We start from the raw sequence: 26418 nt of genomic DNA, 5'->3' as shown, positions 1-26418 counted from the left end.
CCGCGCCCGGACTGCACCCGACTACATGGTGTTGCGGTGGTAGATGAGCCGGAGTCCGATCAGCGTCAGCCACGGCTCGTGCACGTCGATCGAGGCGGACTCGCTGACCACGAGCGGCGCCGCGCTGCCGGTCGCGACCACCGTGACGTCGTCCGGGTCCTCGGCCAGCTCGGCCGCCATCCGCTCCACGATCCCGTCCACCTGGCCGGCGAAGCCGTAGATGATGCCGGACTGGAGCGCCTCGACCGTGTTCTTCGCGATCACCGACCGGGGCCGGATCAGCTCCACCTTGTGCAGCTGCGCCCCGGCGGCGGCCAGCGCGTCCACCGAGATCTCGATGCCGGGCGCGGTGACCGCCCCGACGTACTCCCCCTTGGCGGAGACGGCGTCGAAGGAGGTCGCGGTCCCGAAGTCGACGATGATGCACGGCCCGCCGTACAGCTGGATGGCCGCCAGCGCGTTGACGATGCGGTCGCTGCCGACCTCCTTCGGGTTGTCCATCCGGACCGGCACCCCGGTGCGCACGCCGGGCTCCACGATCACCGCGGTCACGTCGCCGTAGTAGCGGCGGCACATCTCGCGCATCTCGTTGAGCACCGACGGCACCGTGGAGCAGAGCGCGATGCCGTCGACGTCGGCCCCCTTGAGCAGCGGCGACTGCGCCAGCAGCCCCTGCAGCACGACCGCGACCTCGTCGGCGGTGCGCCGGGCGTCGGTGGCGATCCGCCAGTGCTCGATGACCTCCTCGCCCTCGAAGAGGCCGAGAACGGTGTGCGTGTTGCCTACGTCGATGGCGAGCAGCATCAGTTCCCCCGAAGGTCCAAGGCGATGTCCAGGGCCGGCGCCGAGTGCGTGAGCGCGCCCACCGCAAGGTAGTCAACACCGGTTTCGGCCACGTCACGGGCCGATTCCAGGGTCAACCCCCCGCTGGACTCCAGGCGCGCCCGTCCGCCGACCAGGCGCACGGCCTCGCGGAGCTGCGGAACGGTGAAGTTGTCCAGCAGGATCTCCTCCGCCCCCTCCGCCAGCACCGGCTCGATCTGGTCGATCCGGTCGACCTCGACCTCGATCGGCAGGCCGGGGTAGGCGTCGCGGACCGCACGGAACGCCTCGGCCACCCCGCCCGCGGCCACCACGTGATTGTCCTTGATCAGTGCCGCGTCCGACAACGACATCCGGTGGTTGACCCCGCCGCCCGCCCGGACGGCGTACTTCTCCAGCGCGCGCAGGCCCGGCAGGGTCTTGCGGCTGTCGCGGATCCGGGCGCCGGTCCCCTCGACCGCCCGGACCCACCCGGCGGTGAGCGAGGCGACGCCGGACAGGTGGGTGAGCAGGTTCAGCGCGGTCCGCTCGGCCGTCAGCAGGTCCCGGGTGGTGCCGGTGACGGTCATCAGCACGTCCCCCCGCTCCACCCGCTCGCCGTCCTTGACGTGCCGCTCCGTACGGTCCGCGCCGAGCCGGGCGAAGACCGCCTCCGCGACCGCGAGCCCCGCGACCACCCCGTCGGCCCTGGCCACCACGTCGGCGGTGGCGGTCTGCCCGGCGGGGATCGTGGCGATGCTCGTCACGTCGCCGGCCTCCTGCAGGTCCTCCCGGAGCGCGGCGTCCACCACGGCGCCCACCTCGGCCGGGTCCAGCCCCGCCGCGGTCAGCTCCTCGGCCAGGTGCGCGGGCACCGCGCCCCCGTGCGGACGATGGTTCATGGTCATCCCCTCCTCTGTCAGGGTCACGTCGAGGTGGCTCAGCCACCGGTGGTCGTCGCGGTCGGGGAAGTCCTCCCGCCAGTGTGACCCGCGGGTCTCCTCCCGGGCGCGGGCGGCCTCCACCAGGGCGGAGGCGACGGTGAGCAGGTTGGTGGCCTCCCACGACTCGGTGCACGGCTCGACCGCCACCGGCGTCCAGCGGGAGTTCACCAGGGCGCGGCTCACCTCGCCCAGGCTCTTCTCGCTGCGCAGCACGCTCGCGCCCCGGCTCATGTGCGCCTGGATCCGCGGCCGGGCCCGCGGGTCGACCAGCCCGGCGGTCCTGTCGTCGGACACCGGCTCGCCGGGCGCCGGCCGTACGGCGTGCACGTCGGCGGCGATCCGCTCGGCGAAGACCAGGCCCTCCAGCAGGGAGTTGGACGCCAGCCGGTTCGCGCCGTGCACGCCGGTGCAGGCCACCTCGCCGCAGGCGTACAGGCCCGGCACGCTGGTACGGCCGTGCAGGTCGGTGCGGACGCCGCCGCTGGCGTAGTGGGCGGCCGGGGCGACCGGGATCGGCTGCGTGACCGGGTCGATCCCGTGCTCCAGGCAGACCGCGTGGATCGTCGGGAAGCGGGTGCGCCACTTCTCCTCGCCGAAGTGGCGTCCGTCGAGGTACATGTGCTCGGCGCCGGTCTCCCGCATCCGCTGCATGATCGCCTTGGCCACCACGTCCCGGGGCGCCAGGTCGGCGAGCTCGTGCACGTCCTTCATGAAGCGCACGCCGTCGGCGTCGACCAGCACCGCGCCCTCGCCGCGGACCGCCTCGGAGATCAGCGGCTGCTGGCCGGTGGAGTCCTCGCCCAGCCAGAGCACGGTGGGGTGGAACTGGACGAACTCCAGGTCGCGCACGACGGCCCCGGCCCGCAGCGCGAGCGCGACGCCGTCCCCGGTGGAGACCGCCGGGTTGGTCGTGGCGGCGTAGACCTGGCCCATCCCGCCGGTGGCGAGCACCACGGCGCGGGACCGCACGGCGCCCACGCCGTCGTGCGAGCCCTCGCCCATCACGTGCAGGGTCACCCCGGCCGCGTGGCCGTGCGCGTCCTTCAGCAGGTCCAGGACGAGCGCGTGCTCGATCACCTCGATCTCCGACGCCCGGACCGCGGCGACGAGCGCGCGCTGCACCTCGGCCCCGGTGGCGTCGCCGCCCGCGTGCACGATGCGGTTGCGCCGGTGGCCGCCCTCGCGGGTGAGCTGGAGGCCGCCCTCGGCGTCGGTGTCGAAGCGGGCGCCGGCGGCGATCAGCCCGCGCAGCGCGTCCGGCCCCTCGGTCACCAGGACCCGGACCGCCTCGGTGTCGCAGAGGCCGACCCCGGCGACGAGCGTGTCGTGCAGGTGCTCCTCGGGGGTGTCGGCGGGGTCGAGCACGGCGGCGATGCCGCCCTGCGCCCAGCGGGTGGAGCCCGCCGAGAGCACGTCCTTGGTGACGACCAGGACCTTCGCTGCGGGGTCCAGGGCCGCCAGGCGGAGCGCCAGGGTCAGGCCCGCGATCCCGGAGCCGACCACGACCACGTCCGCCTCGACCGTCCATCCCGGCTCGGGCGCGGTCAGTTTCCGGGGGATCGGGATGCTCATGGTCGCCTCCTGTCTGTTGCGACGCCGTGCGTCGCGGCTCGGAGGCCGTGGCCGGAGCCTCCGAGCGGGCCCGTGGAGGTCTGGGGGTCCACGGATTTCGTCACCATGACGATAACGCCCCGCGGAGGCCGGGGCTTCCCCGGGTCAGCCGGAGACGAGGTCCCCGCGCAGGCCGACGGAGCCGGGGACCGGCTCGGCCGGGTCGTCGCCGAGGTCGATGACGCGGTTGCCGCGGTCGACGTGGACGACCCGGGGCCGGAAGGTCCTGGCCTCCGCGTCCTCCATCTGGCCGTACGCGATGATGATCACCAGGTCGCCCTCGTGGACGAGCCGGGCGGCGGCGCCGTTGATGCCGATGACGCCCGACCCCCTGGGACCGGCGATGGTGTAGGTGACCAGGCGCGCGCCGTTGTCGATGTCCACGATGTGGACCTGCTCCCCGGGCAGCAGCCCGGCCGCGTCCAGCAGGTCCTCGTCGATGGTGACCGATCCCACGTAGTGCAGGTCGGCCTGGGTGACGGTGGCACGGTGGATCTTGGAGGTGAGCATGGTTCGGAGCATGCGCCGTTCACCTTTCGAAGGTCGCGCCGCCTCGCGGGCGTGCACGCCGGACAGGGGACTGCAGGGCGGTACCCAGACTACGGTCGGCCCAGCGTCAGAACAACGTTGTCGATCAGCCGGGTAGTCCCCACCTTCGCGGCGACGGCGAGGACCGCCTCCCCCGCGTGGTCGTCGGACACCTCGGTGAAGGTCGCCGGGTCCACCAGGACCAGGTAGTCGAGGGCCGCTCCCGGCTCGGCGTCCAGCACGGCGCGCGCCGCCCGGCGGATCTCCTCCGGGGTCCGCTGCTCCGCCCCCGCGAACAGCGCCCTGGACAGGGCCAGCGCCGAGCTCCGCTCCTCTGCCGACAGGTAGCGGTTGCGGCTGGACAGCGCCAGGCCGTCCGCCTCCCGGATCGTGGGGGCCCCGACGATCTCGATCGGCAGGTCGAGGTCGAGGGCCATCCGGCGGATCAGCGCGAGCTGCTGGGCGTCCTTGCGGCCGAACACCGCCGCGTCCGGCCGGACCAGGTTGAACAGCTTGAGCACCACGGTCAGCATGCCGTCGAAGTGCCCCGGCCGGGAGGCGCCCTCGACGATCGTGCCCATCGCGCCCGCGGTCACGCCGACCTGCCGGTCCGGCAGGTACAGGTCCTCGGCCGCGGGGGCGAAGACGACGTCCACGCCCTCGGCCGCGCACACCTCCAGGTCGGCGTCGAACGTCCGCGGGTAGCGGGAGTAGTCCTCTCCCGGGCCGAACTGCAGCGGGTTGACGAAGATGCTCACCGCGACGCGGTCGGCCCGCTCCCGGGCCAGCCGCATGAGCGAGCGGTGGCCCTCGTGCAGGGCCCCCATGGTCGGCACCAGCGCCAGGCCGGCCTTGCCCGCGGAGACCTCGCGGCCGATGCGCAGGATCCGGCGGGCCTCGGCCAGCTCGGCGCGGTCGCCCGCCACGATCAGGTCCATATGTTCCCTCCCAGGGCGTCCAGGAGGCGCTCGGCGGCCTCGGGCTTGAGCAGCCCGGCCGCGAGCGCCCGGTCCGCCGTGAGCCTAGCGAGGGCCACGTAGGCGTCCGCGGCCTCGGGGGCGGCGAGGATGAGCGCGTCCACGTGCTTGCGGACCGTGCCCGCGTCGCCCCGCACCACGGGACCGGTCAGTCCGGCCAGGCCGAGCCGGAGCACGTTGTCCAGGGCCGCGCCGAGCAGCGGGCCGAGCATCCGGCCCGGCTCGTCCACGCCGATCTTCCGCAGCAGCTCCGAGGACTCCGCGATGAGCGTGACCATGTGGTTGGCCGCGTTCGCCAGGGCCGCGTGGTAGAGCGCCCGGTCCCGCTCCTCGATCCAGACCGGCTCGCCCTCCATCTCGATGACCAGCGCCTCGGCCACCGGGCGGAGCGGCTCGGGCGCGGTGACCCCGAACGTGATGCCGGTCAGCCGGCTCAGGTCGTCGTCCCTGCCGGTGAAGGTCATCACCGGGTGCAGCGCCAGCGGGAGCGCCCCGCGCTCGACCGCCGGGTTCAGCACCGCCAGGCCGTACGCGCCGCTGGTGTGGACCAGCAGCTTGCCGCGCAGGCCGGCGCCCGTCTCGGCCAGACCTGCGACCAGGCCGGGCAGCACGTCGTCGGGGACCGTGAGCAGGACGAGGTCCGCGCGGGCCACCACATCCTCCGGGCTGCTGGGGGCCAGGCCCAGCCGGTCGGCCGCCCTGCGCCTGGAGGCGTCGGAGACGCCGCTGACGGCCACGAGCCGGTGACCCGCCCTCGCCAGGGCGGCGCCGAGCGCCGAGCCGACCCGTCCGGCCCCGAGCACCCCGACTGCCAACCGCGCCGGGCGATCACCTGTGTCCACGATGTCCCGTCCTTCGCCAACATGGAGCTGCATGCCCAGTCGTCCAGCTTGACCTGCTCCCCGCCCTGAATAGACGGGGATTCCCGTGCCGCTCACGCGGCAGCCCGCGGCGTGCCGCGCGCTGTGGAACGGGTGCTTGACGCTTCACCGACCCGGGCAACCCCTGAGTCTCCACGCCCTGAGACGACCGGCCCGGCCGCCTGTCCTCTGGCCTTGACGCATTTCGCCGCGTTCACATCGGCGTGCTCGGTGTACCCGCAGGCGGTGCAGCGAAAAAGCGCTTGGCTCTCGCGGCTCTTCACATCCACCCGCCCGCAGGCCGGGACCGAGCACGTCTGGGACGTGTACGCGGCAGAAACCGTAGTGATGAGGCTGCCGGTGTAGCGGGCCTTGGAGCGAACCGCGACCTCCAGCCCATACCAGCCCTTGTCCAAGATCGCCCGGTTCAGCCCGGACTTCTGCGCCACCCGCGCCCCCGGCGCATCGACCGTTCCCGACGCCGAGGCGGTCATCGCCCGCACCTTCAGATCCTCGAAGACGACGTGCGCGTAGTCACGAGTCAACCGGTGCGCAGCCTGAGCGTTGAAATCCGCCCACCGCCGCCGGACCCGCCGCATGGCCTCCCCCAGTGCCTGCACCACCCGCGCACGCCGGGCCGAGCCCTTCTTCGCGCGGTCCAGACGGCGCTGCAGCCGCACATACCGCTCCGCCTCACGGGGCGACAGGTAGCCCCGGTCGACCGCCCGTCCGGCCTTACCCTCCTTCGGCGACTCGGGGGCCGACACGCCACAGGCGGTGGCATGGCGGCGGTCGAAGAACTCCCCGTCACTGGTGACGGCGGCCGTCACCACACCCCGGTCCACTCCTACCGTCCGGCTGGGGTAGGCGTGCGTGTCCGGGGTGTGCTGTGCCTCTTCGACGAGGAAGCTGATGAACCAGTATCCGCCGTCGCGGGAGACGGTCGCCGAGCGCACGGTTCCGCCCAGTGGACGTGACAACCGGAAGCACACCCAGCCGATCTTGGGCAGGAACACCCGCGCCCACTTGTAGTTGATCGTCTCGACCGGGAGGTGCTTGGGGGTGGGAAACCGAAACGACGGCGTCCACCTCGTCTTGGTCTTCCAGCGGACCTTCCAGGTGCCATGCCGGCGACACGCCACGTCCAGGTCCTTGAGCGTCTGCTGCAGTGCCTGCGCCGGAGCCTCGGCCAGCCAGGGAAACTCGGCCTTGGCCTCGGCGAGCTGCCTGCACTGCTCGGCGTAGCCGATGAACGCGCCCCGGCGGCGGTAGGCGCGGCGCTGCTCCAGGGCGGTGTTCCACACCGACCGGCAGACAGCGGCGATCCGCTCGGCGACCAGCTTCTGCCCGAAGTCGAATTCCAGCCGGTACCTACGTCCGGTCAGTATGCGAAACACCTCCCCCGTCCTGTCGGTTACCCACTTGCTCGCGGACTCGAACACATTAACATCTGGTCTATGACTCTGGGAGGCGAATACCGGCGTGGTAGACAGGTGGTTTCCGCGCTATATGTCCATCTGGTCTTCATAACCAAATACCGTAGGAACGTTTTCGATGACGTGATGCTGCGCCGCTGCGAAGAGATCATGATCGAGGTATGCGACGGCTTCGAGGCCGAGCTGCGTGAGTTCAACGGCGAAGACGATCATGTCCACCTACTGGTGGAGTACCCGCCCAAGGTCGCCCTCAGCAAACTAGTCAACTCACTCAAGGGCGTCTCCTCGCACTACCTGCGCAAGGAGTTCACCGGCCGAATCGACCGCGCCGTCCTGCATGGCCGCTTCTGGTCTCCCAGCTATTTGGCCGCCTCCTGCGGCGGAGCTCCCCTGGCCGTCGTCAAGGCCTACATCGAACAGCAGCGCCGCTCGGCCTGACCCTTGCAGGTCCGCGTTTCACGCTCCGGTGATGTCCCGCCTGGCGGCGGGCCATCCCCTGACGGGGACCGCATTCATCCCCGACATGAAGGGCTCTATTGCCCAATTGCGTGGATCAGACGGTGAGTTCCAGCGACAGACCATCTCGATGCAGGACATCAGCTGCTTCCGCAAAGTCGCGCCAAACTGAGCAAGGGAGTCCTGAAGGCCGAGGCTTTTGCGGACCTTCGGTAACGAGCCGAACCCCGGCGGTGGCATCACGGCGCCTGTCGGGAGGCTGCGGTGTCAGGAGACCGCGGTCTCACGGAACGTCAGGAACCGTCGGACCTGATCCGGGGCCACGGCGGCAGGGCCCCGCCCGGAGACGGTGGCGGGCGCCGGGCCGTTCCCCAGGGCCCGGCGCCCGATGATGCCGACACGAGTGATCAGCGCTGCCGGAGGGCGCCGGGACCGCGCCCGCTGGGGGAGCGGGCCGGGCACCGACTGCCACCGACTTGAGCAACGTTAACGCAAAGTGATTACAGGGAGCGGTAACCCGTTCACCCGGCGTGTCATCTCCGTCCCATGCGAATCCCCCGGGGAGCCGGGTAACGTCTCCGATCATGTGGCTCAGCTGGCGTGTCGCGACCGAGCGGGCGCTCTACGGCGAGAACGGCTTCTACCTGCGCGAGAGCCCCTCCCGGCATTTCCGGACCTCGGTCGGGGCCTCCGCCGTGTTCGCCGAGGCCGTGCTGCGCGAGCTCCTGGCGGTGGACGACGCGCTCGGGCGCCCGCCCGAGGTCGATCTGGTGGACCTCGGCGCCGGCGAGGGCACCCTGGCCGCGCGGGTCGCGGCGCTGGCCCCGGCGGACCTGCGGGCCAGGCTCCGGCCGACCGCGGTGGACCTGGCCCCCCGGCCGCCCGGCCTGCCCGGGGAGATCGTCTGGTCGCCCGTCCCGCCGGACCGGATCCGCGGGCTGGCGATCGCCAACGAGTGGCTGGACAACGTGCCGGTGGACGTCGCCGAGCAGACCCCGGACGGGCCGCGGCTGGTGCTGGTCGATCCCGCGACCGGCGAGGAGCGGCTCGGCGACCGGCCCGCGGCGGCCGACCTGGCCTGGCTGGACCGCTGGTGGCCGATGCGGGCGGCGGGCGAGCGGGCGGAGATCGGCGCGCCCCGCGACGACGCCTGGGCGCGGGTCGTCGCACGGCTGGCGCAGGGACGTGCGATCGCCGTCGACTACGCGCACGCCTCGGGCGGCCGCCCGCCGTACGGCACGCTGGCGGGTTACCGCGACGGAGCGGCCGTCCCGCCCGTGCCCGACGGATCCTGCGACATCACCGCGCACGTCGCCCTGGACGCCTGCGCGGCCGCCGGGGAGCGGGCCGGGGCCACCACCGCGGCGCTGACCACGCAGCGCGAGGCCCTGCGCGCCCTCGGACTCACCGGGACCCGGCCCCCGGCCGACCGCGCCCGCACCGATCCGCACGGCTATCTCCGCGCCCTGGTGCGGGCCTCGGAGGAGGCGGAGCTGCTCGACCCTGGCGGGCTGGGCGGCTTCGGCTGGCTCGTCCAGGAGCGCCGCTGAGCGCCCGGCCGCCGTCCGACCCGTCCGGCCGCCGCCTCACGGCCGGACCGGACCCGCGGAACCGGGGTCCGCGGCCGTGCGCGCCCCGGACACGGCTTCGGACGCGTCCCGGATGCGGACGCCGTTCAGCCGGGACCCGGCTTCGGACGCGTCCCGGATGCGGACGCCGTTCAGCCGGGACCCGGCTTCGGATGCGTCCCGGATGCGGACGCCGTTCAGCCGCGGCCCGAGTTCAGATGCGGACCTGGAGGGACTCCAGGCCGCGGATGACGTAGCCGGGACCCCAGGCGGGCTCGGCGGCGAGCTCCATCGCCGGGGCCCTGCGCAGCAGGGCGCCGAACGACTCGGCGAGCTCGATCCGGGCCAGCGGCGCGCCCAGGCAGAAGTGGATGCCGGCACCGAAGGAGATGTGCGGGTTGTCCGCCCGGCCCACGTCCAGGCGGTCGGGGTCGTCGAACACCTCGGGGTCGCGGTTGGCCGAGCCGAACAGCAGGGCCACCTCGCTGCCGCGCGGGATGTCCACCCCGCCGACCGTGACGTCCTCCAGCACCCAGCGCTCGAACATCTGCAGCGGGGTGTCCCACCGCATCAGCTCCTCGATCGCGGTCGGCAGCAGGCCGTGGTCGGCGCGGAGGCGCTCCAGCTCGGAGGGGTTGCGGAAGAGGGACCACCAGCCGTTGCCGGTGACGTTGACCGTCGCCTCGTGTCCGGCGTTGAGCAGCAGGACGCAGGTGCCGACCAGTTCCTCCTCGGTGAGCGCGTCGCCCTCGTCGGCGACCTGCGCCAGCGCGCTGATCAGGTCGTCGCCGGGGTGCTCCCGCCGGTGGCGGGCCAGCCCCACGAGGTAGTCGGAGAACTCCGAGGCGGCGCGCACGGCGGTGTGCTGGGCCTCGACCGAGGGGTTGAGCTCGTACATGCCGCAGATGTCGGCGGACCAGGGCCGGAGCAGGTGCCGGTCGGCCTCGGGCACGCCGAGCATCTCGGCGATCACGGTCACCGGGAGCGGCTCGGCCACCTCGGCGATGAGGTCGCCCCCGCCGCTCTCGGCGAACCGGTCGACGAGCCCGGTGGCGAGCTCGGCGACCTTGGGGCGCAGGGCCTCGACCATGCGCGGGGTGAACGCCTTGGACACCAGCCGCCGCAGCCGCGTGTGCACCGGCGGCTCGACGTCGAGCATCCCGGCCCGGATCACCCGCCAGAACGGGTCCTGGAAACCGGGGTCGTCGGGCCTGCCGAACTCCGCGTGGGCGGCCACGTGCAGGTAGGACCTGCCGAGCCTGCGGTCGCGGAGCAGCGCGTTGACGTCGGCGTGCCGGGCGACCAGCCACTGGCCGGTCGGTTCGAAGAAACCGACCGGCCGCTCCCGCCGCAGCTCGGCGTAGACGTCGTACGGGTGGGCGACGAATTCCGGACTCCAGGGATCAAACTTCACATGGGCATCGTAATCCCGGTCAGGCCCCGGTGGGCCGGTCCGTCTCGCCCTCTTCGTAGCGGTGGTGCAGCTCGACCGGCTCCTCGGCCCCCGCCTTGCTCCGCACGCGGATGTTGAGCAGTTCCACCAGCAGCGAGAAGGCCATCGCGAAGTAGACGTAGCCCTTGGGGATGTGCTGCTCGAAGCCCTCGGCCAGGAGCACGACGCCGATCAGTATCAGGAACGACAGGGCGAGCATCTTGATGCTCGGGTGCTTGTCCACGAAGCGGCTGATCGGCCCGGAGGCGAACAGCATCACCAGGACCGAGACGACGACGGCCGCGACCATCACGCCGATCTCGTCCACCATGCCGACCGCGGTGATCACCGAGTCGAGCGAGAAGACGATGTCCAGGATCATGATCTGGAAGATCACCGCGCCGAAGGAGGCGGCCACCCTGCCTCCGGCGTGGCCGGACTTGCCCTCCAGGTTGTCGTGGACCTCGAAGACGCTCTTGCCGATCAGGAACAGGCCGCCCAGGATCAGGATCAGGTCGCGGCCCGAGATCTCCTGTCCGAGGACCTCGAAGAGCGGCTCGGTGAGCCGGATGACCCACGACAGCGCCAGCAGCAGCGCCAGGCGGCTGAGCAGCGCGGCGAGCAGGCCCAGCTTGCGGGCCCGGTCCCGCTGCTCGGGCGGGAGCTTGCCCGCCAGGATCGAGATGAAGATGATGTTGTCGATGCCCAGGACGATCTCCAGGCCGACGAGGGTGAGGAACCCTATCCAGATCTGCGGGTCGGTCACCCAGTCCATCGCCGTCTCCTTCGTGGGGTCGTGCCGTTCCGTGGGGTCACGCCGCGTAGACGATCGGCGGACGCCGGTAGTTCCTGCCCACGATCGCCGGGACGATCCCACCGCCCGGCGGGTCGCGGAGCGACCGGCCGGTGGAACGGCCGGTGGAACGGCCGACTTGCGGAACCGCGCCCGGTGATGGTTATAGTTCGCCTGTAGGTCATGAGTGCCAGTGACAAGCCCCGGCTCGCTGGCCGGCAACCCTCGCGTCCGCGGCGGGGTGCCCCGGGTGAGGACCTGGTCCGGCGCGAGGTGTGCCGGGCAAGCGCGGGCTCCACGCACCAACGCCACCCGAAGGGGCTTGGGGTCCGATGACCTCGAAGGAGTCCTGGCGTGTCCGTCCTCGGAATCTTCACCCCCGCCCCCGGCAGCACCGGAGCCCACGCCCCCGCCGGCACCGGAGCCCCCGCCGGAGCCGGTCCCGTGCCCGCCGCCCGGGCCGCCGCCGCCCCGGCCGCGGCCTCGGCGGACCCGCTCCCCGGGCAGGCCGCCCCGGCCGCTCCGGGAGGACGGCCGATCCCCGCGGTGCTCGGCGCCGACCTGGAGGTCCCCGTCCGGGGCGGCAGGCTGGTCCCCTACGCCAACCTCGACTACGCCGCCAGCGCGCCGTGTCTGGAGCCGGTGAGCGCCGCGGTCGCCGCCGCGCTCCCGGCCTACTCCAGCGTCCACCGGGGCGCCGGCTACGCCTCCCAGCTCACCACGGCCCGCTACGAGCAGGCCCGGCACACGGTCCGCGCCTTCGCCGGTGCCCGCCCCGGCGACGCGGTGGTCTTCACCCGCAACACCACGGACGCCACCAACCTGCTGGCCCGCGCCCTGCCCGAGGGGACCACCGTCGTGGTCTTCGACACCGAGCACCACGCCTCGCTGCTGCCCTGGGCCGACGCCGTACGGCTCGCGCCCCCCGCCTTCCCCGGCGAGGCCGTCCGCGCGGCCGACGACGCCCTGGCCGGGATCGACGGCCCGAAGCTGCTCGTGGTTACCGCCGCCTCCAACGTCACCGGTGAGCTCTGGCCGATCGCCGCCCTGGCGCACATCGCCCACCGTCACGGCGCCCGCATCCTCGTCGACGCCGCCCAGCTCGTCCCGCACCGCCCGCTCAACCTGACCGCGCTCGACCTGGACTACGTGGTCTTCTCCGGCCACAAGCTCTACGCGCCCTTCGGCACGGGCGTGCTCGTCGGCCGCCCCGACTGGCTCGCGGCGGCCCCGCCGTACCTGCGGGGCGGCGGGGCGGTGCGGGCCGTGCACGGCGGCGCGGGCACCACGGGCACGGCGGGTGCAGCGACCACGGGCACGGCGACCGCGAACACGGCGGGGACGGGTGCGGGCACGGCGGGCACGGCCACGGGTAAGGCGGAGACGGGCACGGCGGGGACGGGTGCGGGCACGGCGGAGATCGAGTGGCACGACGACCCCGAGGCCCGGCACGAGGCGGGCACCCCGAACGTGCTGGGCGCCGTCGCCCTGGCCGCCGCCTGCGACGCCCTCACCGCGACCGGCTGGACCGCGCTGGTGCGCGAGGAGGAGCGGCTGCTCGCCCGCCTGCGCGCGGGGCTCGCCGGGATCGAGGGTGTGCACGAACTCTCCCTGTGGGGCCCGGACCACCCCCGGGTCGGCATCGTCTCCTTCGTGGTGGACGGCCGCACCGCCCGCGAGGTCGCCGAGGCCCTCTCCAACGAGTACGGCATCGGCGTGCGGGACGGGAAGTTCTGCGCCCACCCGTTCGTCCGGCACCTGCTGGGCGGCGTCAAGGACGGCGGCTGCGAGGACACCACGGCCTCGGCGGTGCGCGCCTCGATCGGCATCGGCACCACCGCCGAGCACGTCGACCGCCTCGTCGGAGCCCTCCGGGAGCTTGTCTCCCGCGGCTGACGTGGCAGCATGGCCCCTATGACGGAACGGGTCGTGGGAATCGGGGCCGGAGCCGCCGGAGTCGGCGGCTCCGGCGGCAAGGAGCTCGCGACCGAGGACATGGTCCTCAACATCGGCCCGCAGCACCCGTCCACGCACGGGGTGCTGCGCCTGCGGCTCACGCTGGACGGCGAGCGGATCAGCGCGGCCGAGCCGATCGTGGGCTACATGCACCGCGGTGCGGAGAAGCTCTTCGAGGTCAGGGACTACCGGCAGATCATCATGCTGGCCAACCGGCACGACTGGCTCTCCGCCTTCGCCAACGAGCTGGGCGTGGTCCTGGCCGTGGAGCGCATGCTGGGCATGGAGGTCCCGGTCAGGGCCGTCTGGGCCAGGACCCTGATGGCCGAGCTCAACCGGGTCCTCAGCCACCTGATGTTCCTCGGCTCCTACCCGCTGGAGCTCGGCGCGATCACCCCGGTCTTCTACGCGTTCCGCGAGCGCGAGACGCTCCAGGCCGTGATGGAGGAGATCTCCGGCGGGCGCATGCACTACATGTTCAACCGGGTGGGCGGGCTGAAGGAGGAGATCCCGGAGGGCTGGCTCGGCCGCGCCTCCGGGGCGGTCGAGGACGTGCGGCGGCGGCTGCCCGACATCGAGGACCTGGTCGTGGGGAACGAGATCTTCACCGCCCGCACGCGCGGCGTCGGCGTGCTCACCCGGGAGCAGATCATGCAGTACGGCGTGAGCGGCCCGATCGCCCGCGCCTCCGGGGTGGACGTCGACCTGCGGCGCGACGACCCCTACCTGGCCTACGGCGAGCTGCCGGTGAAGGTCGTCACCCGCTCGGCCGGCGACTGCCACGCCCGGTTCGAGGTGCTGCTGGAGCAGGTGAAGGTCTCCCTGGACCTGGCCGACGCCTGCCTGGAGCGGCTCCGCGAGCTGCCCCCCGGTCCGGTCAACCAGCGCCTGCCCAAGGTGCTCAAGGTGCCCGAGGGCCACACCTACGCCTGGACGGAGAACCCGCTCGGCATCAACGGCTACTACCTGGTCTCACGCGGTGAGAAGACCCCGTGGCGGCTGAAGCTCCGCTCGGCCTCCTTCAACAACGTCCAGGTGCTGCGCGAGATGCTCCCCGGTCACCTGGTGGCCGACATGGTGGCGATCCTCGGCTCGATGTTCTTCGTGGTCGGAGACGTCGACAAGTAGCCGCCGGGCATCCGGCGCACCCCGCTCATCCCCGGCGGTCGGGGGCGGCGTCGGGGTCCTCCGGCACCCGGCAGCAGTGCTCCAGGTAGAGCGCGGCGCAGACCAGCGCCACGCAGCCGAGGAACGAGCCGCCCGCGATGAAGAAGTCGCGGCGCGGCGTGTCCTGGTCGAGCAGGCCGGCCGCGTAGAACGCGAACCCGGCGAAGACGCCCGCGAAGACGGCGCCGCCGTACGCCGAGGCCTTGGCGAGGGCGACGAGGCGGGCCACGGCCAGCGGCTCGACCGGCTTGGTGCCCGGCTTGCGGCGGATCCTGGCCCTGGTCATCCAGCCGGTGTGGGCCTCGCCGAGCGCGAGCAGCAGGACCGTCGGGATCGCCGTCCAGGGCACGGCCGGGATGAACTGGTAGACCCGCTGGAGCACCGCCCAGGTGAGGATCGCGAAGACGACGGTCAGCCCGGCGAGCACGCCGGGACGGCTCGGCGTCATGCGGGCCCCCGCAGGGTCAGGTCGGCGCGGAGCCGTACCCCGGTCTTGTCGAGACCGGCCAGCAGCTCGGCGACCGGCGTGCCGCCGAGCGTCGCGTCGGGGTCGGCCTGCAGCCACGGGACCAGCACGAACGCGCGCTCGTGCGCGCGGGGGTGGGGGAGGGTGAGCTCGGGGTCGCCGGAGACGACCTCGCCCACGCTGATCAGGTCGACGTCCAGGGTGCGTGCGCCCCACCGCTCGGTCCGCACCCGGCCGAAGGCGTGCTCCGTCTCCTGCGTGCGGGCGAGGAGCTCCCGGGGCGTGAGCGAGGTCTCGGCGACCGCGACGGCGTTGAGGTAGGGGCCCTGCTCGGGACCGCCGACCGGGTCGGTCTCGTAGACCGGGGAGACGGCGACGAGGTCGAGGCCCGGCACGGCGGCGAGCGCGTCGAGCCCGCCCTGCAGCGTGGCGAGCCGGTCGCCGAGGTTGCCGCCGAGCGCCAGCACGGCCCTCATGCCCGGCTCCGGGTGATCGTCACGACCACGTCGTCGAACGGGAGCGGGATGGGGGCGGCGGGCTTGTGCACGCTCACCTCCGCCGCGGTGACCCGTTCGCGGGCCAGGCACACGTCGGCCAGCCGCTGGGCGAGGGTCTCGATCAGGTCGACGGGCTCGCCCTCCACGACCTTCACCAGATCCTCGGCGAGCTCGCCGTAGTGCACGGTCTTGGTGAGGTCGTCCGCCGCCGCGGCGGGCGAGGTGTCCAGGAAGAGGGTGACGTCGAGGACGAACTCCTGACCGAGCTCCCGCTCCGCCGGCAGCACCCCGTGCCGCCCCCGGGCCCGCAGGCCCCGCACGCTGATCCGGTCCCCGGTCACGGCCCCGGCCCCGTCTACGGCCCCGTCTGCGGCTCCGGTCACGACACGCCCTCTTCTCCGTCCTCGTCGTCTTCGGTCTGCAGCACCGGTGAACCGTGGTGCAGCCAGAGCCGCCACCCCTCCGGCGTCTTGACGAAGGTGTTGCTCGCCACCACCTTGCCCGCGGCGAAGCTGGAATCACCTTCGTCGCCCGCGGTGAGGATGTTCTCCTCGCAGGTGAGCACGGCGACGTCGCCGTGGACCATGACGTTCACGTCCGTCAGCACGAACTGGATGTAGGGGGTGTTGGCCATGATGAGCGCCCAGGAGCGCAGCACCTCGGCCCGGCCGGTCACGATCGGCCAGCCCGGGTGCACGCAGCCCACCTGCTCGGCGCCGGTCTCCTCGGCCCAGATCTCGGTCATCCGGTCCAGGTCGGCGTTCTCGATCGCGGTGTAGAACGCCTGGTTGACCGCCTCGATGGCGGCGGTGTCGACGCTCATGCTCTCGCTCCCTCGACTGCTGCGACCACGCGGACGGCGTCCGCGTTCGGGCGTACGTCGTGCACCCGCACACACCATGCTCCCGCCCGCGCGGCGAGGGCGGTGACGGCCAGCGTGGCGGCGTCGCTGTCCCCGAAGGGGCGCGGGGCGCCGTCCGGCCCGGCCAGCAGGCGGCCCAGGAAGCGCTTGCGCGAGGCCCCGATCAGCAGCGGGCGGCCCAGACCGGCGAGCCGCTCCGTCGCGGCGACCAGCGCCCAGTTGTGCTCCGGGTTCTTGGAGAAGCCCAGCCCCGGGTCCAGGACGATCTGCTCCTCCGCGACCCCCTCGGCCAGTACGGAGGCCACCCGCTTGGCGAGCTCGTCGCAGACCTCGGTCACCACGTCGTCGTAGACGGCCCGGCTCTGCATCGTGTGGCTGTGGCCCCGCCAGTGCATGACCACGTAGGCCACGCCGGAGGCCGCCACGACCCTCGGCATCTCGGGGTCGGCCAGGCCTCCGCTGACGTCGTTGACCAGCCTCGCGCCCGCGTCCACGGCGGCCCTGGCGACCTCCGCCCGCATGGTGTCGACGCTGACCGCGACGCCCTGGCGGCTCAGCTCCCGGATGACCGGCTCGACCCGCGCCAGCTCCTCCTCCAGCGACACCCGCGCCGCCCCGGGACGGGTGGACTCACCGCCCACGTCCACGATGTCGGCGCCCTGCTCGACGAGCTCCAGGCCGTGCCGGACGGCGGCCGACCGGTCGAACCAGCGGCCGCCGTCGGAGAAGGAGTCGGGGGTCACGTTGACCACGCCCATCACCAGGCAGCGGCCCTCGTCCGGCAGGCCCGGGAGGACACGGCGCCGCGCGCCGCCGGGGGGCCGGTGACCGCCGCCTTCCCGCGGGTCCGGTGGTGCTGTCCCGTGCGGTGTGGTCATGCGGCCAAGCCTAGGTGCTCGCGCGCACCCGGCCGGGGCGTGGGTCCACCTCTCCGATAACGAATCAGCAGACCCACCCGATCAGCGGAGGATCAGGGCCATCGCCTCGGCCCGGGTCTTCTCGCTGTCGCGGAAGCTCCCCCGGACCGCCGAGGTGGTGGTCTTGGCGCCGGGCTTGCGCACGCCCCGCATGGTCATGCAGAGGTGCTCGCACTCGATCACCACGATGACCCCGCGGGGCTCCAGCACGCGCATGAGCGCGTCGGCGATCTGCGAGGTCATCCGCTCCTGCACCTGGGGGCGCCGGGCGTAGACGTCGACGAGGCGGGCGAGCTTGGACAGGCCGGTCACCTGGCCCTTGTCGTTCGGGATGTAGCCCACGTGGGCGACGCCGTGGAACGGGACCAGGTGGTGCTCGCAGGTGGAGTAGACCTCGATGTCGCGCACCAGGATCATCTCGTCGTGGTCGACGTCGAAGACCTTGGTCAGCACGTCCTCCGGGGTCTGGCCCAGCCCGGCGAACTGCTCCGCGTAGGCGCGGGCCACCCGGGCCGGGGTCTCCAGCAGGCCGTCGCGGTCCGGATCCTCGCCGATCGCGATCAGGATCTCGCGGACGGCCCTCTCGATCCGGGCGTGGTCGACCTGGAGGGGCAGGGGGGGCTCCACGTTCAGTTCCCGTCCCTGGCCGCGGTGTCCGGGTGGCCGGCGCCCGCGGGGAGCGCGCCGTTGCCGGACTGCTCCTTCGGGGTCAGGATCGGCGGGCGGTTGGAGGGCAGCCGCTTGCCGTACCCGGAGTAGGACGGGCGGTGCTCCTTGACCACGACCGGGGCGAAGATCTGGAGGACCATCTCGCGGGAGAGGGTCTCCTTCTCCATCAGCTCCAGCACCAGGTTGTCGAGCACGTCGCGGTATTCGACGAGGATCTCCCAGGCCTGGTCGTGCGCGGACTCGATCAGCCTGCGCACCTCCTCGTCGATCGTGGAGGCGATCTTCTCGGAGTAGTCGCGCTCGTGGCCCATCTCGCGGCCGAGGAAGACCTCGCCGTTGCCGGTGCCGAACTTGCGGGCGCCGAGCTGCTCGCTCATGCCGTACTCGGTGACCATGCGGCGGGCGATGGAGGTGGCCTTCTCGATGTCGTTGGAGGCGCCCGTGGTGGGCTCGTGGAAGACGAGTTCCTCCGCGGTCCGGCCGCCCAGCAGCATCGCGAGCTGGTCCATCATCTCCGAGCGGGTCGCGAGGAACTTGTCCTCCATCGGCAGCGTCATCGTGTAACCGAGGGCGCGGCCGCGGGACAGGATCGTGATCTTGTGGACCGGGTCGGAGTTGGGCAGCGCGTGCGCGACCAGGGCGTGACCGCCCTCGTGGTACGCGATGATCTTCTTCTCCTGGTCCGACATGACGCGGGTCTTGCGCTCCGGGCCCGCCATCACGCGGTCGATGGACTCCTCCAGGAGCTCCATCGTGATCAGCTTCTGGTCGGCGCGCGCGGTGAGCAGCGCGGCCTCGTTGATCACGTTCGCCAGGTCGGCGCCGGTGAACCCGGGCGTCCGGCGGGCGATGATGTCGAGGTCGACGCCCTCGGCGAACGGCTTGCCGCGGCCGTGGACCTTGAGGATGCCCTTGCGGCCCTCCAGGTCGGGGCGGTCCACGGTGACCTGGCGGTCGAAGCGGCCCGGACGCAGCAGCGCCGGGTCGAGGATGTCGGGCCGGTTGGTCGCGGCGATGAGGATCACGCCGCCCTTGACGTCGAAGCCGTCCATCTCGACGAGGAGCTGGTTCAGCGTCTGCTCGCGCTCGTCGTGACCGCCGCCGAGACCGGCGCCGCGGTGGCGGCCCACCGCGTCGATCTCGTCGATGAAGATGATCGCCGGGGCGTTCGCCTTGGCCTGCTCGAACAGGTCGCGGACGCGGGAGGCGCCGACGCCGACGAACATCTCGACGAAGTCCGAGCCGGAGATCGAGTAGAACGGCACGCCGGCCTCGCCGGCGACGGCCCTGGCGAGCAGGGTCTTGCCGGTTCCGGGCGGGCCGTACAGCAGGACGCCCTTGGGGATCTTCGCGCCGATCGCCTGGAACTTGGCCGGGGCCTGCAGGAACTCCTTGATCTCCTGGAGCTCCTCGATGGCCTCGTCGGCGCCCGCGACGTCGGCGAAGGTGGTCTTGGGGGTGTCCTTGGTGATGAGTTTGGCCTTCGACTTGCCGAAGTTCATCACCCGCGAGCCGCCGCCCTGCATCTGGTTCATGATGAACAGGAAGAGCAGCACGATGAAGACGATCGGCAGGAAGCTCACCAGCAGGCCGAGCAGGAAGTTCTCCTGCGGCACGTCGGCGGTGTAACCCTCCTTGACGCTGCCGGCGCTCTTCTTCTCCGCCAGGAGGTTCATGATCTGAGTCCCCTGGCCGTCGACCCAGGGCGACTGGATGCGGTTCGTCTCCTTGCCCGCGACCCGCACCGGATTGACGAGCGTCAGCTCCGCTCGCTGCTCCTTGTCGACGACTCGGGCGCTCTTGACGTTCCCCGCCTGGATCTGCTCCATCAGCAGGGAGGTGTCGGCCTTCGTGTAGTTGCCGTCACCGCTCCACATCGTGCTGACGAGCACGAGCAGCACGACGATGCCCAGGATCCACAGCAGTGGCCCACGTGTAAATCGCTTGAGATCCATCCGATGCGGAACCCCGGCGGGCCCGTCCCTTCCTGACCAAGGCCTGGCAACCCCGGGCGGAACCCGGGGTTCGCGGTATCCCTAACCGCTCCCCCTGACTACCCAGAGACGGCGTGAAGCCACCTCTCGGTCGTCCGAAGGTACACCGGCGCGGCGCGCGGGGTAACCGCCCGCACGACACCGGCTCTGCCTTACCAACGTACGTCAGGCGGGTCCGTGTTCCCCGAAGCTCCGAACAATGTGGCTTTCCAGCCGATTTCGTGCTAGCGCGCTTCGCCCACGGCGTATTTTCAGCTTGCTCCGTAGACGTGCGGCGCAAGAGTCCCAATAAAGGGTAGATTGCGATATTTCTCCGCATAGTCCAGGCCATAGCCGATCACGAACTCGTTCGGGATATCAAAACCGACATAACGGACGTCAATCGGCACCTTGATCGCATCGGGCTTGCGCAGCACCGTGCAGATCTCGACGGAGGCCGGGTTGCGCGACTTGAGGTTCTGCATCAGCCACGACAGGGTCAGCCCGGAGTCGATGATGTCCTCGACGACCAGCACGTGGCGGCCCGCGATGTCGGTGTCCAGGTCCTTCAGGACGCGGACCACGCCCGACGACTTCGTGCCCGCGCCGTAGGACGACACGGCCATCCAGTCCATCTGCACCGGCACGTGCAGCGCCCTGGCCAGGTCGGCCATCGCCATGACCGCGCCCTTGAGCACGCCCACGATCAGCAGGTCCCTGCCCTCGTAGTCCTCGTCGATCCGGGCCGCGAGCTCCTTGATCTTGGCTTGGAGCTCGTCCTCGGGGATGAGGACCTTCGAGAGGTCCTTGCCCATGTCGGCTGCGTCCACCTGGGTCTTCCTTACGGGAGTGGCCTGCTGTCCGGGTCGCCGTCGTCCCCTCGTGGGGGATCTGCGACGAATATCAGGGTGCCACACCGCCGGACCGCGCCGATCCCCCCGGGTACCCCCACCGACCGCTGCCCCCGCCAGGCCGTGACCAGACGCTCCACCTGGAGGATGTGCCCGGCCGAGAGCGCGCCGGGCGGGGCCCCCGCGGTGATCGCGGCCCGCCGCAGCACCCGCCGCCGGACCGCCGCCGGCAGCCCCTCCAGCACCGGTACGGCCAGCGCCACCCCCTTGGGGATATCGCTAAGAGCGCAATCACCGGCGGCCGGGCGGCGGTCGCCGTCGACCGGATCACGCTCGCCGGCGACCGCCCGCCCGTAGGCCTCCTCGGCCCACGCGTCCAGGGCGTCCGCGTCGTCCCGGCACAGGCCCGCCGTACGGGCGAGCGCCTCCGCGACGCCGGGACCGAGCTCGTCCTCCAGCGCCGGGAGGAGCCGTGTCCGGACCCGGACCCGGGCGTAGCGGCCGTCGAGGTTGTGCGGGTCCTCCCACGGGACGAGCCCGAGCGCCGCGCAGGCCGCGACGGTCGTGCCGCGCCCGAGCTCCAGCAGCGGCCGCCGGTAGATCCCCGTCCGCGCCGGCATCCCCGCCAGCGAACGCGTCCCGCTCCCCCGCGCGAGCCGGAGCAGCACGGTCTCGGCCTGGTCGTCCCTGGTGTGCCCGAGCAGCACGGCCGCCGCCCCGAGCCGCCCGGCCGCCTCCGACAGCGCCGCGTACCGCGCCTCGCGCGCGGCGTTCTCCGGCCCGCCGGACGTCCCCACCGTGACCGTCAGGACCTCGACCGGGTCGAGGCCGAGCGGGAGTCCCGCCACCGCGGCCGCCTGCCGCGCCGAGCCGCTCTGCAGCCCGTGGTCGACGGTCAGCAGCCCGGCCCGCAGTCCCGCCCGGGGCGCGACGAACGCGAGCCCGGCGGCCAGCGCCAGCGAGTCGGCGCCGCCGCTGCACGCCGCCAGCACGAGGCCGCCGGGCTCCAGGTCGGCCAGCGAGAGCCGTACGGCGCGGCGGACGTCGGCGACGGCGGGATGCGGACCCAAATGGGATCAGTCGGTGATCTCGGCGGCGGGGAGGGCGGGGGCGTCGAGGACGCGGGCGATCCAGCGCTCGGGGTGGGAGATCTCGTCCTGGCTCGGGAGGGTGTCGGGGGAGGTCCAGACCTTGTTGAAGCCGTCCATCCCGGCGCGGTCGACGACGGCGCGGACGAAGGCGGAGCCCTCGGCGTACTGCTTCATCTTGAGGTCGATGCCGAGCAGCTTGCGGACCGTGCGGTCGAGGCGGGAGCCGCCCTCGCGGCGGTGGTGGAACTTGGCCCGGATGTCGGCGACCGAGGGGACCACGCCGGGTCCGACGGCGTCCATCACGTAGTCGCCGTGCCCCTCGACCAGGGTCATCACCGCGGTGAGGCGGTCGAGGATCTCCTTCTGCTCGGGCGTCTGGATCGCGTCGATGAGGTTGCCCTCACCGCCCCGGACCGCGTCGGCGACCGCGTCCGCGGCCGAGCGGAGCCGGTCGAGGAGCGTGGGGAGGTCCAGGTCGGAGGCGAGCAGGAACTCGGTCATCTGGTCCCGGACGTACGTCCGCAGCCAGGGGACGCCGGTGAACTGGACCCGGTGGGTCTCCTCGTGCAGGCAGACCCAGAGGCGGAAGTCGCCGGGGTCGACGCCCAGCTCACGCTCGGCGTGGACGATGTTGGGCGCGACCAGGGTGAGGCGGCCGACCGGCGCCCGGCCGGAGGGGTCGGGCGGGAGGAAGAGCTCGTACTGCCCCAGGACCCGCGAGGCGAGGAAGGCCAGCACCGCGCCGACCTCGACGCCGGTGATGCGGGAGCCCACCGCGGTCACGACCGCCGGGGTCTGCCCCTTGCGGGCGGCCATCCGCTCGGTCAGCGGCTCCAGCACCACCCGGAAGCCCTCGACGTTGGCCTTGATCCAGCCCGGCCGGTCGACGATCGTGGCGGGCTGCGCCGCGGTCTCGGTGTCGATCCTGGTGAACTCCCGGACGTGGCCCTCGGCCACCCGGGACAGCCGCCGCAACTCGGCGACCGCCTCCCGCGCCTCCTCCCGGCTCACCTGCGGCCCGGGGCGCACCAGGCGCGTTCCGGTCGCTACGGCCAAGTCCCAGTCGATCACCTGCATACCGTCCACCGTACGTGCTGCTCTCCCGGACCGCGCGGATTACCCGCGACGTACGCCTCCGGCCCGCCTGTCCGCGGCATGCGGTTCGGCGCCTCCCGCCTGTCCGCGGCATGCGGTTCGGCGCCTCCCGCCTGTCCGCGGCATGCGGTTCGGCGCCTCCGGCCTGCCCGCGGCATGCGGTTCAGTCTGCCGCGGAGGCCGCCACGGTGGCGGCCAGCCGGTCGAGGGCCGCCTCGGCCTTGCCCCAGCCGGGCGGGACCTCGTCGGCCAGGAAGGCGAACGCCACCAGCCGGCCGCCCTTCGTGGTGGTCAGCCCGGCCAGCGTGCTGACCCCGTCGAGGGTGCCCGTCTTCGCGCGGACCAGGCCGTAGGCGGAGTCGCTCTCGCCGAACCGGTGGCCCAGCGTCCCGGTGAACCCGGCGACGGGCATGCCGCTGACGATCGGGTGCAACCGCGGGTTCGCCGGGGAGACCGCCAGCGCGAGCAGGCGGGCCAGCGCCGCCGCCGCAATGCGGTTCTTCGGCGACAGGCCGCTGCCGTCGTACACCCGGATGCCCTCGGCCGCGCCCAGCCTGGCCAGCACCTTGTGCACGGCCGCCGCGCCGCCGTCGAACGAGGCGGGCTCTCCCTCCTTGATCGCCACGTGCCGGGCCAGCGCCTCCGACAGGTCGTTGTCGCTGAGCGTGAGCGCCCGCTCGACCAGGGCGTGGACGGGCGCGGACTCGACCCGGGCGATCTCCTCGGCGCCCGCACCGGCCCTGGCCCGCTTGGCCGTCCGGTTGGCGGCCTTGACCCCGTGCTTCGCCAGCAGCGACACGAACGCCGCGTGCGCGGCCCTGGAAGGGTCGGAGACCCGCTGCCTGCTGCCGGGGGCGGCCCTGCCCTCGTCGACCATGAGCGCCGTCACCGGGGCGGCCTGCCCCTCCGGCAGGTAGCCGGGCTTCCAGCTGGCGGCGGTGCGGCGGCCGGTGTAGAGGCCGTCGTCGTAGGCCACGGTCACCTTGGTGACGCCGCCGGCCTTGAGGGCCTCGGCCGTACGCGAGGCGAGGGAGGCCAGCGACGCGGGCCGGGGGTAGACCGAGGGGTCGATCTTCCCTGCCGTCAGGGTCGGGTCGCCCCCGCCGACCAGGATGATCGAGGCCGGCGAGGAGCCGCGGACCACGCGGGTGCTCAGCCTGGCGTCCGGCCCCAGCGAGGCGAGTGCGGCGATCCCCGTGACGATCTTCGTGGTGGAGGCGGGGGTGATGCCCCGGTCCCCGTCGCCGTCGAACAGCGTCTCGCCGCTCTCCGCGTCGACCACCGCGGCCCCCACCCTCTCACCGAGTGCGGGGTCCCCCAGCGCCCTGGTGAGCCGTTCTGCCAAAGTAGTCTTGGCCGGGAGAGGTCCGTTCCCGCCCGCGGCCAGGACCGGACCCGCGGTGACGACGGGGACGGCCACCGGCTCGGGCGAGGCGACCGGCCGTGCCTCCTTCTCCACCAGCGCGTCGCTGGCGAGCAGGTGGGCGCCGGCCGCGACGGCGAACAGCTGCAGCATGACGAGAGTGACCAACGCCACCCACCGATCACGCCGCATCATGTCGCCGGCCTCTCATCGATCCCCAGTAACCAATTACGCCTACGAGACATTAACGCCCGACCGGGACTGCCCGGGGGCTTGAGCGGAGGAACCGCGGTGGAGTTCGACGTTCTCGTTGAGATTCCCAAGGGACAACGGAACAAGTACGAGGTGGACCACAAGACCGGCCGGATGCGGCTGGACCGGATGCTCTTCACCTCCACGCAGTACCCCGCCGACTACGGCTTCATCGAGGGCACGCTCGGCGAGGACGGCGACCCCCTCGACGCCCTGGTGCTGCTCCAGGAGCCGACCTTCCCCGGCTGCCTGATCCAGTGCCGCGCGGTGGGCATGTTCCGGATGACCGACGAGAAGGGCGGCGACGACAAGGTGCTGTGCGTCCCCGCCACCGACCCCCGGATGGAGCACATCCGCGACATCCACCACGTGCCCGAGTTCGACCGCCTGGAGATCCAGCACTTCTTCGAGGTCTACAAGGACCTGGAGCCCGGCAAGTCCGTCGAGGGCGCCAACTGGGTCGGCCGGGTGGAGGCCGAGGAGGAGATCGTCCGCTCCATCCAGCGGGCCAAGGACGACGAGGGCGGCGGGCACGGGGAGCACTGAGCCCGGCGTCCGCACGGGTCAGGTGGGACGGGTCGCGCCGACGAGGTCGCTGCGCCAGATCGGCGCGATCCGCACGACGTCCCCGGTGCGCGGGGCGTGGACCATCATGCCGCCGCCGATGTACATGCCCACGTGGTGGATGTCGCCCGGATTGCGGGTGATCCGGCCGAAGAACACCAGGTCGCCCCGGCGGAGCCGGTCGAGCGGCACGTGCGGGCCCGAGGTCCACTGCGTGCCCGTCCAGTGGTCGAGCCGGACGCCGACCCGCTGCCAGGCCCGCATGGTCAGCCCCGAGCAGTCGTAGCTGCCCGGCCCGTCCGCCGCCCAGACGTACGGCTTGCCGAGCTGGGTGAGCGCCCAGTCCGCGGCGATGTCGCCCCGGGCCGAGGAGTCCGAGCCGGACGCCCAGCCGGGGCCGTCTCCTCCGCCGCCCCCGTTGCGGACCCCGTCACGGGCCCGCTCCCGCCGGATCGCCGCCCGCCGCGCCCGTTCCTGGGCCGCGCGCTCGCGGGCGATCCTGGCCCGTTCCAGCGCCTCCGCCCGCTCTCTGGCCAGCCGGTCGGCGGTGCTGCGCGCCGCGTCCGCCCGCCGCTCCAGCACCGCCCGCTCCGCCGCCAGCCGGCGGGTCTGCGCGACCTGCTCGGCCACCGCGCGCTCCGCCGCCGACTTCGCCGCGTCCGCCCGCTCCGCCGCCGCCCGCCGCTCGGCGTAGGCCTCCTCCGCCTGCTCCTGGAAGACGACGAGCACCTCCCGGGCGTCGCGCAGTTCCCTGAGCCGCGCGGCCTGGCCGCCGCCCACGTGGGCCATGACGCTCATCCGCTGCAGGTAGCCCGGGTCCGCGCCACCGCCGCCCGCGTCGGCCATCAGGCCCATCATCGGGTCCATCCCGCCGTAGCTCTGGGCGGCGAGCGCGGCCACCGCGCGGCGGGAGTCCTCCACCTGGGCGCCGGCCGCACGGACCTGCTCGTCCGCCCGCCGCTGGCGCTCCTCCGCCTGGGCCAGCCGTACCAGCTCGCCGTTGTAGGCCTCGATCAGCTTCTCCGCCCTGGCCGTCAGCCCCTCGAGTTCGGCCTCGGCCTCGGCGAGCAGGGCCGTGGCCGCGCCGAGCCGCCTGCCCTGCTCACGGGCCTCGGCGCTCGCGCGGGCCACCTCGTCGGCGGACGGACCGGGGCTGCCGGGCGCGGCGTCGGCCGGGAGACCCGCCACCACGAGCAGGGCGCAGACCAGACCGGCCACCACCGTGGCGCCGCGGCGCCGCTTCTCGACGGACTGCATGCATCACCCTCCTGGACCGCCGCACGCCTCCG

25 protein-coding genes and 1 riboswitch are annotated in these 26418 nt (G+C 72.7%); of the genes, 5 read left to right on the top strand and 20 right to left on the bottom strand.

Translation table 11 applies throughout. The features are described from left to right. Window positions 1–21: 21 nt before the first annotated feature. The 6 genes from IEZ06_RS16000 to IEZ06_RS15975 all read right to left on the bottom strand — a co-directional run bounded on the left by IEZ06_RS16000 (window position 22) and on the right by IEZ06_RS15975 (window position 7163). On the bottom strand, window positions 22–804 hold the full coding sequence (locus IEZ06_RS16000; RefSeq protein ID WP_068902518.1) for a type III pantothenate kinase: 783 nt from the start codon (window positions 802–804) through the stop codon (window positions 22–24). Next, window positions 804–3317 carry an L-aspartate oxidase gene (locus tag IEZ06_RS15995; RefSeq protein WP_189237483.1) on the bottom strand — a complete coding sequence of 838 codons (2514 nt, stop codon included), beginning with the start codon at window positions 3315–3317 and terminating at the stop codon, window positions 804–806. Before IEZ06_RS15995 ends, IEZ06_RS16000 begins: the two co-directional genes overlap by 1 nt. A 144-nt stretch (window positions 3318–3461) precedes the next feature. Continuing rightward, on the bottom strand, window positions 3462–3878 hold the full coding sequence (gene panD / locus IEZ06_RS15990; RefSeq protein ID WP_189237482.1) for an aspartate 1-decarboxylase: 417 nt from the start codon (window positions 3876–3878) through the stop codon (window positions 3462–3464). 77 nt (window positions 3879–3955) lie between these two features. Then, a complete protein-coding gene (panC, locus tag IEZ06_RS15985; protein WP_189237481.1) occupies window positions 3956–4822 on the bottom strand; it encodes a pantoate--beta-alanine ligase in 867 nt (288 codons plus the stop codon). Beyond that, window positions 4813–5703 (bottom strand): Rossmann-like and DUF2520 domain-containing protein, encoded by an 891-nt coding sequence (locus tag IEZ06_RS15980; protein WP_229798214.1) that lies wholly within the window; start codon window positions 5701–5703, stop codon window positions 4813–4815. The genes panC and IEZ06_RS15980 overlap by 10 nt, the downstream gene beginning before the upstream one ends. A gap of 92 nt (window positions 5704–5795) precedes the next feature. Beyond that, entirely contained in the window at window positions 5796–7163 is a 1368-nt protein-coding gene (locus IEZ06_RS15975) for an RNA-guided endonuclease InsQ/TnpB family protein (protein WP_189237479.1), read from the bottom strand. 15 nt (window positions 7164–7178) lie between these two features. Here IEZ06_RS15975 and tnpA point away from each other — a divergent pair, with 15 nt between their 5' ends. Both tnpA and IEZ06_RS15965 read left to right on the top strand, forming a co-directional pair. After that, the gene (tnpA, locus tag IEZ06_RS15970) at window positions 7179–7595 is read left to right on the top strand and encodes an IS200/IS605 family transposase (protein WP_189237478.1); all 417 of its coding nucleotides are present in this window, start codon (window positions 7179–7181) and stop codon (window positions 7593–7595) included. A 602-nt stretch (window positions 7596–8197) separates the two neighbouring features. Continuing rightward, a complete protein-coding gene (locus IEZ06_RS15965; RefSeq protein ID WP_189237477.1) occupies window positions 8198–9163 on the top strand; it encodes an SAM-dependent methyltransferase in 966 nt (321 codons plus the stop codon). 232 nt (window positions 9164–9395) lie between these two features. Here the strand turns inward: IEZ06_RS15965 and IEZ06_RS15960 are convergent, their stop codons facing one another. Together IEZ06_RS15960 and IEZ06_RS15955 are read right to left on the bottom strand one after the other, a co-directional pair. After that, the gene (locus tag IEZ06_RS15960; protein ID WP_189237476.1) at window positions 9396–10595 is read right to left on the bottom strand and encodes a cytochrome P450; all 1200 of its coding nucleotides are present in this window, start codon (window positions 10593–10595) and stop codon (window positions 9396–9398) included. A 19-nt stretch (window positions 10596–10614) separates the two neighbouring features. Further along, window positions 10615–11388, bottom strand: a complete 774-nt coding sequence (locus IEZ06_RS15955; protein WP_189237475.1) for a TerC family protein — start codon at window positions 11386–11388, stop codon at window positions 10615–10617. A gap of 197 nt (window positions 11389–11585) precedes the next feature. Then, a riboswitch (SAM riboswitch) is annotated at window positions 11586–11701 on the top strand. 242 nt (window positions 11702–11943) lie between these two features. Between IEZ06_RS15955 and IEZ06_RS15950 the strand changes: the two genes are divergently transcribed. Continuing rightward, window positions 11944–13302, top strand: coding sequence for an aminotransferase class V-fold PLP-dependent enzyme (locus tag IEZ06_RS15950; RefSeq protein ID WP_229798240.1), 1359 nt, complete (start codon window positions 11944–11946; stop codon window positions 13300–13302). Between the two features lie 18 nt (window positions 13303–13320). Beyond that, window positions 13321–14490, top strand: coding sequence for an NADH-quinone oxidoreductase subunit D (locus IEZ06_RS15945; RefSeq protein WP_189237474.1), 1170 nt, complete (start codon window positions 13321–13323; stop codon window positions 14488–14490). Window positions 14491–14515: 25 nt separating this feature from the next. On the opposite strand, the gene IEZ06_RS15940 is transcribed toward IEZ06_RS15945, so the two are convergent. The 11 genes from IEZ06_RS15940 to dacB all read right to left on the bottom strand — a co-directional run bounded on the left by IEZ06_RS15940 (window position 14516) and on the right by dacB (window position 24487). Beyond that, window positions 14516–14977, bottom strand: coding sequence for a DUF3180 domain-containing protein (locus IEZ06_RS15940; protein WP_189237473.1), 462 nt, complete (start codon window positions 14975–14977; stop codon window positions 14516–14518). After that, on the bottom strand, window positions 14974–15471 hold the full coding sequence (folK, locus tag IEZ06_RS15935) for a 2-amino-4-hydroxy-6-hydroxymethyldihydropteridine diphosphokinase (protein ID WP_189237472.1): 498 nt from the start codon (window positions 15469–15471) through the stop codon (window positions 14974–14976). The genes IEZ06_RS15940 and folK overlap by 4 nt, the downstream gene beginning before the upstream one ends. Next, window positions 15468–15833: a dihydroneopterin aldolase gene (gene folB / locus IEZ06_RS15930; protein ID WP_189237575.1), complete on the bottom strand. Its 366-nt coding sequence runs from the start codon at window positions 15831–15833 to the stop codon at window positions 15468–15470. Before folB ends, folK begins: the two co-directional genes overlap by 4 nt. A 38-nt stretch (window positions 15834–15871) precedes the next feature. After that, window positions 15872–16315, bottom strand: a complete 444-nt coding sequence (locus IEZ06_RS15925) for a nuclear transport factor 2 family protein (protein WP_068902496.1) — start codon at window positions 16313–16315, stop codon at window positions 15872–15874. Continuing rightward, entirely contained in the window at window positions 16312–17112 is an 801-nt protein-coding gene (folP, locus tag IEZ06_RS15920; protein WP_189237574.1) for a dihydropteroate synthase, read from the bottom strand. The genes IEZ06_RS15925 and folP overlap by 4 nt, the downstream gene beginning before the upstream one ends. A gap of 201 nt (window positions 17113–17313) precedes the next feature. Next, complete coding sequence (folE, locus tag IEZ06_RS15915; protein WP_444544039.1) at window positions 17314–17898, bottom strand: GTP cyclohydrolase I FolE; 585 nt, start codon at window positions 17896–17898, stop codon at window positions 17314–17316. A 2-nt stretch (window positions 17899–17900) separates the two neighbouring features. Continuing rightward, window positions 17901–19895: an ATP-dependent zinc metalloprotease FtsH gene (ftsH, locus tag IEZ06_RS15910; RefSeq protein ID WP_189237471.1), complete on the bottom strand. Its 1995-nt coding sequence runs from the start codon at window positions 19893–19895 to the stop codon at window positions 17901–17903. Between the two features lie 290 nt (window positions 19896–20185). Continuing rightward, window positions 20186–20743, bottom strand: a complete 558-nt coding sequence (gene hpt / locus IEZ06_RS15905) for a hypoxanthine phosphoribosyltransferase (RefSeq protein ID WP_068902488.1) — start codon at window positions 20741–20743, stop codon at window positions 20186–20188. Between the two features lie 11 nt (window positions 20744–20754). Then, window positions 20755–21834 carry a tRNA lysidine(34) synthetase TilS gene (gene tilS, locus IEZ06_RS15900; protein WP_189237470.1) on the bottom strand — a complete coding sequence of 360 codons (1080 nt, stop codon included), beginning with the start codon at window positions 21832–21834 and terminating at the stop codon, window positions 20755–20757. Window positions 21835–21840: 6 nt separating this feature from the next. After that, window positions 21841–22932, bottom strand: a complete 1092-nt coding sequence (locus tag IEZ06_RS15895) for an Rv3626c family coenzyme F420 biosynthesis-associated protein (protein ID WP_189237469.1) — start codon at window positions 22930–22932, stop codon at window positions 21841–21843. 181 nt (window positions 22933–23113) lie between these two features. Further along, a complete protein-coding gene (gene dacB / locus IEZ06_RS15890; protein WP_229798212.1) occupies window positions 23114–24487 on the bottom strand; it encodes a D-alanyl-D-alanine carboxypeptidase/D-alanyl-D-alanine endopeptidase in 1374 nt (457 codons plus the stop codon). Window positions 24488–24604: 117 nt separating this feature from the next. Between dacB and IEZ06_RS15885 the strand changes: the two genes are divergently transcribed. Next, the gene (locus IEZ06_RS15885) at window positions 24605–25111 is read left to right on the top strand and encodes an inorganic diphosphatase (RefSeq protein ID WP_189237468.1); all 507 of its coding nucleotides are present in this window, start codon (window positions 24605–24607) and stop codon (window positions 25109–25111) included. 18 nt (window positions 25112–25129) lie between these two features. On the opposite strand, the gene IEZ06_RS15880 is transcribed toward IEZ06_RS15885, so the two are convergent. Then, complete coding sequence (locus IEZ06_RS15880) at window positions 25130–26386, bottom strand: C40 family peptidase (protein WP_189237467.1); 1257 nt, start codon at window positions 26384–26386, stop codon at window positions 25130–25132. Window positions 26387–26418 lie beyond the last annotated feature (32 nt).

It is taken from the genome of Planomonospora antibiotica, from assembly GCF_014647955.1.
In the GTDB taxonomy this organism is placed as follows: domain Bacteria; phylum Actinomycetota; class Actinomycetes; order Streptosporangiales; family Streptosporangiaceae; genus Planomonospora; species Planomonospora parontospora.
The sequence above is the reverse complement of the archived record's forward strand: the minus strand, read 5'-3'. Positions and strand labels throughout refer to the sequence as shown.